The organism is Streptomyces sp. NPDC007983, assembly GCF_042958345.1.
Taxonomy (GTDB): domain Bacteria; phylum Actinomycetota; class Actinomycetes; order Streptomycetales; family Streptomycetaceae; genus Streptomyces.
The window spans coordinates 420,565-431,679 of the sequence record NZ_JBIBJI010000002.1 but is presented as its reverse complement, the minus strand read 5'-3'; the positions used below and the strand labels follow the sequence as shown (position 1 = coordinate 431,679).

Here is an 11,115-nt window from a genome sequence, read left to right as displayed (position 1 = left end):
CTTCTGCTGCTGCTCCGCCTGCTTCTGCTCGGCCTCCTTCTCCTTCTCCTCCTGCTTCTTCTCCTGCTCGGCCTGCTTCTGCTCCTGTTCCTGGCGGATCTGCTCCTGCTTGGCCTCTTGCTCCGCCTGCTTCTTCGCCTGCTCCTTGTCCCGCTTCTCCTGCTCCGCCTTCTGCTGATTAACCTGCTGGACCTGGAACGCCTGCGCCTGCTTCTGCGCCTCGTCCTGCTTGGCCTGCTGCTCGGCCTGCTTCTGCTCGGCCTCCTTCTCCTTCTGCTCCTGCTTGGCCTCCTGTTCCTGGCGGATCTGCTCCTGCTTGGCCTCTTGCTCCGCCTGCTTCTGCTCCGCCTCCTTCTCCTTCTGCTCCTGCTTGGCCTCCTGCTCCTTCTCCTTCTGTTCCTGCTTGGCCTGCTGCTCGGCCTGCTTCTGCTCGGCCTCCTTCTCCTTCTGCTCCTGCTTGGCCTCCTGCTCCTTCTCCTTCTTCTCCTGTTCCGCCTTCTCCTGGGCGGCCTTCTCTTCCGCCTCCTTCTTCTCCTTCGCGTACTTCTCCTCGGCCTCCTTCTTCTCCTTCGCGGCCTTGTCCTCCGCCTCCTTCTTCTCCTTCGCGTACTTCTCCTCGGCCTCCTTCTTCTCCTTCGCGGCCTTGTCCTCCGCCTCCTTCTTCTCCTTGGCGTACTTCTCCTCGGCCTCCTTCTTCTCCTTCGCGGCCTTGTCCTCCGCGTCCTTCTTCTCCTTGTACGCCTTGTCCTCGGTGTACTCTTCCTTAATGCCCTTGTCGCCCTTGGTCCGGATGGAGCCCAGATCGAAGTGCGACGATCCCCAGGCCGTGGCCAGATCCTTCAGCGCCTGCTCGGCGGGGTCGATCAGATTGGTCTTGACCGACGCCTCCCAGTCGGCGATCGCCTGATCGCCGACTTCCTTCCAGGTGCTCAGCTCCTTCATGTCGCCATAGGACCGCTGGGCACGACCGCCGGCCTTCCCGTTGTCCCAGGCGAGCTGCGTGAAGTCCGAGGTCGTGCTGTAGTCCCAGTAACCGGTGCCGCCATAAGCGCTGTAGCTGTACTGGTAGTCGGCGTCGACCTGGGTCAGATTGTTGTTCCAGGTCTGCGTGGCGATGTCCGACAACAGGTCGACGAGCCACCGCAGCGGGTTGCCCATGGCCACATTCCAGTAATCCCATTTGTTGTAGATCTTCTGGGCCTGCGTCCTGAGATCCGTCCCCGCCTGCCTGAGCGCCTTGCCCTGCTTGGACACGCTGCCGACTGCCTCCATGTCGTCGGCGTAGTGGCCGTATCGCCTGCCGAGTTCATGGATGAGGTCCCAGAAGACGCCGGCGGCCTGTCCCTTCCAGGCATCGTTCTCGTCCTTGCCCACCTTGTTCTGCCACTCGGTCATGGTGGCGTTGCTGTCCCAGAAGAATTTGGCCACCCGGTCGAAGGCATCCCCGGCCATGTCGAAGGAAGCCAGCCGCACGCCCTTGTCGAGCGGAATGGGAGGCTTCCCGCCCCAGGAGAACCCGAGGGTTCCATTGGGCTCTTCCAGCAGAGCCTTCAGCGCCTTACCCGTCCCATACGAGTAACTGGTCAGGTCGAAGGTGTTCCAGACCGTCCCGTTGTCGCTCGGCTTGAAGTGGCCACCCTCCAACTCCTTGCCGTACTTGCTCTTTCCCTCACCGCCGACGACCTCGCCACCCACCGGCTTGCCGTCCGCGATCTTGGCGCCGAGCAGCGTGAAACGAGCCTTGTAATAATCGACGTCGCCTCCGCTGTACGTATAGAACGGGATCACGAAGTCGGTGTTCTGGATGTCCCACCCGGCGTTCTCGACCATCCAGTTGAAGTCATCCGCGTCGATGGTTTCGACGCTGCCCTGCTTGGTGATCTCCACCTTCATCTGTTTGATGCCGGCGTTGCCGACGATCTGGTCGAACAGCGTGTTCCTCGCCGGCGCTTCATAGCCGGTGAAGAGCTTGACCGCTTTCCACCAGTAGTCGTCGTACTCTTTGTCATCGGCCATGGCGAGGCTCCATCAGAAGGGTCGGTTACTCAAGCAGGGAAAGACTCAACGACGTCGGTGACCGGGCTTATTTGTCGTCCCCGTCGCCCTCCTTCTCGTTCGCCGGCGTCGTCAGGTCGTCCTCCACATCCTCGAAGATGTCGACCAGCTTCTGACCCTCGACGGCATCAAGGCTCTCTCCCTGGGTCTTGAACAGGGAGTCAATGGTTTCCTCGATGGCGTCATCAATGTCATCGAAAAGTGTCACATGGCTCTTCAGAATCCCGTCGAGGAGCGTCACCATGTCCACCACGGCCTTGTTGATCGATTCCCCGTGCGTGCCCGGATCCGACGCCAGATTTCCGATCGCCAACGGAACGGGCGTGCCGAACGGAAGGTTGGGGACGCCGTCGTCGTCCCCCTTGAGCGCCTTCATCGAAGGAATCACAGGGTCCGTCTTGCCGTTCTCGGTTACCGTTTTGAGCGCCTTTTTGAAGTCCGCGAGATCGACTTTGCGGAAGTTCTCGAGCCACTCCTTGTTGAGCTGTGTCGTCGGCTGATTGGTCTCGGCCATGCTCTCGCCCTTTCTCTTACCTCACTGTCCGGATGACACAGCGGGCGGCCGCCCCACGTCTTTCCTTATGTGGAACGGCCGCCCGCACAGCGCTGAGGTCAGCCGCCAATCTTCACGTCCTGCCAGCTCTGCGTCTGGCTCTTCTCGTTCTGCGTGTACAGATCGCGGATGTGGTTCAGCGTCTGAGCATTGTCGCCGAGCCAATTGCCCATGTTGTCGACGGCCTGGTTCCAGGCGGTCTGCTTCTCGTCGTAGGCCAGGCGGTCGTCACCTTCCCAGGTGTTCTTCAGTGCCTGGAGTTCGTCATTGAGACTGCTGATGATCTTCGCGATCTCCTGAGTCTGCAGCCGCATGTCATCAACGGCGTTGTCGACGTGCGCGTAGCTGACGTAGATATATCCGTCAGTGAGGTTGTCGGACATCGGGGACCTCGTCTCGCTCTGGGGGTATGGGGGTGTGGAATGTGTTTCGACCCGTTGTCAGCCGATATCGGGCCGGTGCGACACCGGCCCGCTCCGGGTCACTTTCCGGCGGTGCTGCCCATCAGATTGTCGAAAATGGTCTGCGACTGAGAGAAGGCCTGGTTGACGGCCTCGTTCGACGACCCCTGAGTCATACCCTTGGAACGAAGCGTTTCGTTGAGCTGGTTGATCATGTCCTGCAGGTTCTTGGAGATGATTTCCGCGTGCTCGTCCCAGGAGTCCAGCAGCTTCTGGAAGGCGCCACCGTCACTGCCCTGGAGCGCCTGCATCATGCCCTGCTTGGTGCTCTCGACGTCCTGCCGACGGCTCTGGACACCCGAGAACGCCATCTCGAGGGCCTGGATGCCGTTCCGTGTCCCCTGTTCCTCTGACCGCTGCATGCCTGCCATGACGCTGCCCTTTCCGGTGGATTTCCGCCGCCAGGCCCGATGCGCTGGCGTGGCTTGCGCAACCGGATGCGGAAGCACCAACATCCAGTTGGTCCAGACAAGGATGGTAAGAGGCCGAACAAGCGATGAGCAATGCTTGCCGACAAGAAACGCCGCAACAGAAGGGTTTCAATAGTTTCCCTAGTTTTGCGCGACGCGCGCCGCTCCGACGCAAGCTCAAGCCATCCTCAAATGTCGATATGCCGATGGGGGAAGGCCCCAATTGCCCTCAGTGGCCCACCTTTTTCTTATCGTTGTCGCCGCACGGCGGCGCCGTCGCCTTGCCCCGGCCGGACACCGCGGCCGAGGGCGTCAGATCCGGGCCCGTCGGCACCATGGACAGCAGCGACGACGGCAGCCGCTGCGCCTGCCCCACGGTGTAGCCCAGCGCCTCCAGTGACTTGGCCGTCGGCACCCGGTACTTCACCCCGCTGTCCGTCACCAGATACACGGTGCTGCCGACGTTCGAGCCGTCCGCGCCGAGGGTGTGCACCAGGGCGCCGCCGCCGGGGGGCGTCACGATCCGGTTGACCGTCACACAGGCCGGGGTCAGCCCCTCGGGCGTCGCCTGCGCGGCCCGTCCGAGCTGGTCGCTCGCGGCCAGGGTCACGCTCACCCGCGTACCGTCGTCGCCGGACTGGATGCCCACGCACGGGGTCTCGCCCTCGCCGAGGTCCGCCGCCTTCGGCGGGCTCGGGGGCAGGTCCTCGGTGGTGTCGGCGTCCTCGGCGTCGGGCGCCAGGTGGCCGATCACCGCGTCGGCGCCCAGGGGGACGGCGCTGACCGCCCCGCCCCCGTACGCCTTCTGCCTGGTCTCCGGGTTGCCCATGAGCAGCGCGGCGACCGTGGCGTTGACGGGTGTCAGCCCCTCCTTGCGCAGCACGTAGTACCGGGCGTCGGCACCGGGCGCGGAGACCTGGAAGACCTGTCCGATCCGGGTCTGGCCGCCGCCCAGGGACGGCCCCCGGCCGCCGCGCAGGGGGATGTCGGGGGCGGTCAGATCGGGGCCGGTGGGCAGCGAGTTGAGCAGCGCCGCGGACACCTTCACCGAGGTACGGGAGGCGTAGCCGAGGGCTTCGCGGGCCCGGCCGGTGGTGTCCATCCGGAGCTTGCTGCCCTGCCACACCAGGTAGTCGGCCTTGTCGGGCCCGGTGACCAGCAGCCCCTCGGAGTCGCCGAGCCCGGTGCCGTCGATGTCCTGGCCGACGGCCAGGGCGGTGGCGGTGGAGCCGCCGGTGGTGCCCGAACACACCTGCCACGGGTCGGTGGTGAGGCTGTCGCCACTCGGCAGGTCGTCGGGGGCTCCGGTGATGCCGACCGGCGCGCCGTGCGGGGTGCCGCCGAGCGATGTGCTGCCGACGGAGGCGGTCTTCATCTTCGCGCCGAGGAGCAGCCGCGCCGAGGTGTAGTTGCGCACCGGGCGCAGCCGTCCGTCGAGGTAGAGGTACCGGCCGCCGGTCTCCTTGTTGACCACCAGGGTGTCCTGGGCCCGCCAAGAGTTCTTCGCACCGGGCTTGATCAGGCCGAAGACGAAGGATCCGGCGGCGATCAGGATCGCGATGATCACGCTGATGGCCACGCCCCGGTTGGTCCGGCCCTGGGGGCTCTCCGGGGCGTCGGGGTCGGCGCGCAGCATGCCCGAGGTGAGGCGCCCCATGATGAACATGTGCGCCTGGACCTGGTCGCGCTTGGACTGCACTGTGCGTTTCCTCCGGTTCGGACGGTCAGCCGTTCAGGCCGCGCAGGGCGCTGTACACCCCGAGCACCCACAGGGCCAGCGGCAGCAGGGCGATGGCGGCGGCGGTGTGCAGGATCTCCGCCGCCCGGCCCCAGTACGGCACGAGCCGTCGGCCGGGCACGGTCCACGAGGCGATGGCGATGCCCGCGGTGGCGGCGAGCAGGCTCGCGGCCAGCAGCAGCCGGCGGTCCGGCGAGTAGGACAGGGCGTTGAAGAGGACCAGGAGGAGGAAACCTCCGGCCCCGGGGAGGAAGAGGGAAAGCCGCTGCCATACGTTCCCCAGACCGCGTCCGTGCAGCAACAGCAGCAGGGAGAGCACGACGGCCATGATGACCTCGGGGAGTCCGCCGTCGTGGGTGAGCACGGCCAGGCAGACGGCGCAGGCGGCGCCCACGGCTCCGTAGAGCGAGCTCATCCAGCCGTCGGCGAGCACCGCGCGGGCGGCGACCACGGAGGTGGCGTGCGGCTCGATGCCCTCCTGGAGCTGCTGGGCGTTGGTCGGCAGTGGCGGCATGCGCATGCCGGACATCCGGAAGGACAGCGAGGGGACGAACGCGCCGAGGATGACGGCCACCAGGGCGAGGATGCCGGCCACATGGGCCGGTCCCAGGTCGGTGATGACCATCAGGGCCCCGGCGACGGTACCGAAGACCATGACCACGGCGAGACCGAGGTAGAGCGCGGCGAAGGAGGCCACGGCGGCGAGCGCGACGATCGCGCCGCCCGCGCCCGCGGCGCAGGCAGCCAGCATCCGGGCGCCCAGGACCTCGTGGCTGTGCGGGCCGTCGAAGTCGCCGCCGGGCAGCAGCCATCCGGCGAGTGCGAGGTACGGGCCGACCATGAAGCCGAGGACCGCGCCGGCTGCGGCGTCGCCGACCGCGCGGCTGGCCGAGCCCGCCCCGGCGAGCAGCAGCACTCCGGCCGCCGCCGCGCACAGGGCGCGCAGCCAGGGGGAGCCGCCGGGCAGGGCGAGCACGGCGAGTCCGGCCGCCAGGGCGGTCACCGCGAAGCCGCGCAGCAGCCGGGTGCTGGCCAGCGGGGACCAGCCGTGCGGCCGGTCCTGCATGGTGGTGGAGATGCCGTCGACCAGGTCGTCGAGGTGGACCTCGGGGAGGGCCTCGATACGCGGCCGGAGGTAGATCGTCTCGCCGTCGCGCAGGTCGTAGGAGTCGAGGGTGCGCTCCTCGTCCATCGGTTCGCCGCCGAGGCGTTGGAGCACCCAGCCGCCGTGGTCGATGCCGGTCTCCGCGAGGTCGTCGCCGCTGTAGCCGAGGACGGCGGGCAGCAGGTCGGCCACCGGGACGTCGGAGGGGACCGCGAGGTCGATGGTCTTCGCCGGCGCGCGTACGGTCAGGCGGCACAGACCGGCCACCTGGTTGTCAGTCATCGGGCTGGCTCACGCTTCTTCCGGGGGTCTGCGAGGGGGGTTCCCGGGTTTCCGTTGTGACGGAATGATGTGGGACGGATGATGCTGATGAGACACCAGCGTATGTGCGTGCCATATGTGTCTCCGGGAGGGTGCACATTACTGGCCCCGTCCCTGTACTGGTATACCGAGTTGCACAGTTGTTGTATTCCGGTTGTCTGTGCGGACGTGACGATACGCCACCGACCGAGAGCATTGCCCCCACCGTTGTCCCACCCGTGAGGAGACCATTCCTTGAGTGTGGTCCTGTTCCGCCGCCCGGCCCGTCGGCGCGGCCCCGAAATGCCCGACGGCGAGCTGAAGCTGCAGGAACCCCCCACGCTGCCCGAAGTGGTTCCGGACAGCTCCGCCATCTGGACCTATCTGCCCATGGCGCTCATGTCGGTCTCCATGATGCTGATGTTCATGAGACCGGGCATGAGCGGCGGCGGCAGCAGCCACTTCATGTACCTGGCCATGGGTCTGATGGTGCTGTCCTCGGCAGCCATGATGCTCGGTCAGATGATGCGCAAGACAAGCGAGCGCAAACAGCGTCTGAAGGGTGAGCGCCGCGACTACCTGCGCTATCTCACCCAGATCCGGCGCAAGGTCCGCACCGCCGTGACCGATCAGCAGAAGGCGTTGGCGTGGCGGCACCCGCCGCCCTCGGCCCTGTGGTCGCTGGCGGGCACCACCCGGCTGTGGGAACGCCGCCCGCAGGACGAGGACTTCGGCGAGATCCGGGTGGCCGTCGGGGAGCAGAAGCTGGGCCTGCGGCTGACGCCCACGGCGACCACCCCGGTCGAGGACCTGGAGCCGCTGACGGCGCACGCGCTGCGCAGCTTCATGCGGGCCTACTCCACCGTGCCCGAACAGCCCATCGCCATCTATCTGCGGGCCTGGGCGCGGGTGATGTTCCGGGGCGACGAGGAGCGGATACGTTCCCTCGCCCGCGCGATCATCGCCCAACTGGCCACCTTCCACGCCCCGGACGACGTGTGGGTGGCGGTGTGCGTGTCGGACGAGCGGCGCGCGGACTGGGAGTGGGTGAAGTGGCTCCCCCACAACCTCCACCCCCAGGAGAACGACGGCGCGGGAGCGGCCCGGATGTTCGTCTCCGCCCTCAACGAGCTGGAGGACCTGCTCGGCGCGGAATTCATGGAACGGCCCTCGTTCGACCCGGACGCCTCGACCGGGCGTGACGAGCCGTTCACCGTGATCGTGGTGGACGGCGGCGCCGTCCCCGGCCGGCACCGGCTGGACGGGGCGGGCTTCCGCAACTGCGTCGTGCTCGACCTGACCGGCGCGCTGACCTGGCGCCCGGGGCGGGTCACCCTGCGCTTCGACGTCAGCGAGGACTCCTTCGAGCTGGTCCGCACCGACCGCGAGCGCAAGGAGCAGACCACCCGGCTCGGCCGCCCCGACGCCTTCGGGCCGGTCGGCGCCACGGCCCTGGCCAAGCGCCTCGCCCCGTACCGGATGGGCATGGGCGGCGGCGACGCCGCCGAGCCGCTGTCCTCGGACGTCGAACTGACCACCCTGCTGGGCATCTCCGACCTGTACCGCCACGACCCGGACACCCTCTGGAAGCAGGCCACCGGGTCCAACCGGCTCAAGGTGCCGATCGCGGTCGGCCCCGACGGCACCCCGGTGGAGCTGGACATCAAGGAGTCCGCGCAGGGCGGCACCGGGCCGCACGGCATGCTCATCGGGGCCACCGGCTCCGGCAAGAGCGAGCTGCTGCGCACCCTGGTGCTGGCGCTCGCGCTGACCAACTCCTCCGAGACGCTCAACTTCGTCCTGGTGGACTTCAAGGGTGGCGCCACCTTCCTCGGCCTGGACGAACTGCCCCACACCTCCGCGGTGATCACCAACCTCGCCGGGGAGGCCGCGCTGGTGGGCCGCATGCAGGACGCCCTGCACGGTGAGCTGATCCGCCGCCAGGAGCTGCTGCGGTCCGCCGGCAACTACACCTCGGCCCTGGACTACGAGAAGGCGCGGGCCTCGGGCACCCCGCTGGAGCCGCTGCCCAGCCTGTTCGTGATCGTCGACGAGTTCAGTGAGCTGCTCGCCGCGCACCGCGAGTTCATGGAGCTGTTCGTGATGATCGGACGGCTCGGGCGCAGCCTCGGCGTCCATCTGCTGCTCGCCTCGCAGCGGCTGGACGAGGGGCGGATGCACCAGCTGGAGAGCCATCTGTCGTACCGCATCGGTCTGCGCACCTTCTCCGCCATGGAGAGCCGCGGTGTGCTGGGCGTGCCCGACGCCTACCAGCTGCCGCCGCAGCCCGGCAGCGGCTACCTCAAGTCGGGTGTGGAGGCGCTGACCCGGTTCCGCGCCGCGTACGTCTCCGGCCCGTACCAGCAGCGGCGCAGCCGGGTGAACCAGGCCCGGGTGGCCAGCCAGACGGTGCCGTGGACGGCGGCGTACGTGGTGCCCCGCCAGCTCCCCGACGTTCCCGAGCCCGAGCCGGAGCCGGAGGAGGAGACCAGCGACACCCTGCTGTCGGTGGCCGTGGACCGGCTGCTGGGCGCCGGACCCGCCGCCCACCAGGTGTGGCTGCCGCCGCTGGACCTGCCCGCGACACTGGACCAGGTGCTGCCGCCGCTGACGCCCGATCCGGAGCTGGGGCTGACCACGGTCGGCTCGCCGCTGCGCGGGCGGCTGACGGTGCCGATCGCCATCGTGGACAAGCCCTTCGAGCAGCTGCGCGACCTGCTGAGCATCGACCTGTCGGGGGTCGGCGGCCACGTCGCCATCGCGGGCGGTCCACAGAGCGGCAAGAGCACCATGGTGCGCACCATCCTGACCGCGCTGGCCCTCACCCACACCCCGCGCGAAGTGCAGTTCTACTGCCTGGACTTCGGGGGCGGCACGCTGGCGTCGCTGGCCGAGCTGCCGCACACCGCCGGGGTCGCGGCGCGGCTGGACTCCGAGCGGGTGGGCCGTACGATCTCCGAGGTCACCTCGCTGCTGGCGGACCGCGAGCGGTTCTTCCTGACCCACGGCATCGACTCGATGGCGACGTACCGCCGCCGCCGGGCCGCGGGCGAGTTCGCGGACCAGCCGCACGGCGATGTGTTCCTCGTGATCGACGGCTGGTCCACGGTGCGCCAGGACTACGACCGCAACATCCAGACGTTCGCCTCCATCGCCTCCCGCGGCCTGAACTACGGCATCCACCTCATCGTGACCACCGCCCGCTGGGTGGAGCTCACCGCGGCGGTGCGCGACCAGGCCGGCACCCATCTGGAGCTGCGGATGGGTGACGCCATGGACTCCGAGATCGACAACCGCCGCGCCTCCACCGTGCCGCGCATCCCGGGCCGCGGCCTCACCCGGGAGGGCAAGCTGCACTACCTCACCGCGCTCCCCCGCATCGACGGGATGGAGTCGGCCGAGGACCTGTCGGAAGGGGTTTCCGGTCTGGTGTCGGCGATCAAGGAGAGCTGGCCGGGCCCGGCGGCCCCGCGGGTGCGGATGCTGCCGACGGAGCTGCCCGCCAAGCAGCTTCCCCCGGCCGGGGGCGACTTCCGGGTGCCGATCGGCCTGGAGGAGGAGCGGCTGTCGGTCGTCTGGCACGACTTCAGCGAGAGCCCGCACATGGTCGTGGTGGGCGACACCGAGAGCGGCAAGACCAACCTGCTGCGGCTGATGGCCAAGTCCATCATGGACCGGTACACCCCCGCCGAGGCGCAGATCGTGCTCGTGGACTACCGCCGTGACCTGGTGGAAGCGGTGCCGGAGGAGTACCGGCTGGGCCACGCGGTGTCCATGGGCGCGCTGAAGGACATGATCGACGGGACCGCCCGCGCCGTACAGACCCGGGTGCCGGGCCCGGACATCGCCCCGGGCCGGATGAAGCAGGCCGACTGGTGGCCCGGGCCGCGGCTGTTCATCCTGATCGACGACTACGACATGCTGGGCGCCGGCATCGGCAACTCGCCGTTCGACCCGCTGCTCAACCACCTCGCGCTGGGCTGGGAGGTCGGGCTGCACATCATCGTCACCCGCTCCGCGTCCGGCGCCGGGCGCGGGCTGAACGAGATGCTCATGCGGCGGCTGCTGGAGGTCAACACGCCCGCCCTGCTGATGTCCTGCCCGCCCTCGGAGGGCTATCTGCTGGGCAACGTCAAGGGCCGGAGCCTGAACCCCGGGCGGGCCATCCGGGTCGCCCGCCGCAAGACCACTCAGGTCCAGACGGCGCTCGTGGACACGTCGGCCACGTAAGCCGGCCCAGAGGAGTAAAACCCGTAAATGGTTCCGCCCCCGGTGCTCGGCACCGGGGGCGGTTCCCGTTCTCGGCGAGGATTCCGGCGGAGATTCCGGCGGGGGCATCCGCCGGGGTATCCGCCCGGGGTTCCGGTCCGGGTATCCGGTCCGGGTATCCGGCCGGGGTGTCCGGTGGTCTTATCCGGTCGGGGTAACCGGCCGGCTCAGCGGAAAATCCGGTGCGAACATCTAGGGGATTCCCCAGAATTCGCGGCAGGGAT

Annotated in this window: 7 protein-coding genes; 1 reads left to right on the top strand and 6 read right to left on the bottom strand. The window is 68.1% G+C overall.

From position 1 onward, the window contains the following. From ACFZCY_RS06615 to eccD, 6 genes are all read right to left on the bottom strand, one after another. On the bottom strand, nt 1–2,016 hold a 2,016-nt coding region (locus tag ACFZCY_RS06615), incomplete at its 3' end, for an AAWKG family protein (protein WP_391169927.1). A 67-nt stretch (nt 2,017–2,083) separates the two neighbouring features. Further along, nucleotides 2,084–2,569, bottom strand: coding sequence for a type VII secretion system-associated protein (locus tag ACFZCY_RS06610; protein ID WP_391169926.1), 486 nt, complete (start codon nt 2,567–2,569; stop codon nt 2,084–2,086). Nucleotides 2,570–2,667: 98 nt separating this feature from the next. After that, entirely contained in the window at nt 2,668–2,991 is a 324-nt protein-coding gene (locus ACFZCY_RS06605; RefSeq protein WP_391169925.1) for a WXG100 family type VII secretion target, read from the bottom strand. Between the two features lie 98 nt (nt 2,992–3,089). After that, nucleotides 3,090–3,440 carry a hypothetical protein gene (locus tag ACFZCY_RS06600; protein ID WP_391169924.1) on the bottom strand — a complete coding sequence of 117 codons (351 nt, stop codon included), beginning with the start codon at nt 3,438–3,440 and terminating at the stop codon, nt 3,090–3,092. 268 nt (nt 3,441–3,708) lie between these two features. Beyond that, nucleotides 3,709–5,178 (bottom strand): type VII secretion protein EccB, encoded by a 1,470-nt coding sequence (gene eccB, locus ACFZCY_RS06595; protein ID WP_391169923.1) that lies wholly within the window; start codon nt 5,176–5,178, stop codon nt 3,709–3,711. Between the two features lie 25 nt (nt 5,179–5,203). Further along, nucleotides 5,204–6,604 (bottom strand): type VII secretion integral membrane protein EccD, encoded by a 1,401-nt coding sequence (eccD, locus tag ACFZCY_RS06590; RefSeq protein ID WP_391169922.1) that lies wholly within the window; start codon nt 6,602–6,604, stop codon nt 5,204–5,206. Nucleotides 6,605–6,883: 279 nt separating this feature from the next. Here eccD and eccCa point away from each other — a divergent pair, with 279 nt between their 5' ends. After that, the gene (eccCa, locus tag ACFZCY_RS06585) at nt 6,884–10,852 is read left to right on the top strand and encodes a type VII secretion protein EccCa (protein WP_391170388.1); all 3,969 of its coding nucleotides are present in this window, start codon (nt 6,884–6,886) and stop codon (nt 10,850–10,852) included. Nucleotides 10,853–11,115 lie beyond the last annotated feature (263 nt).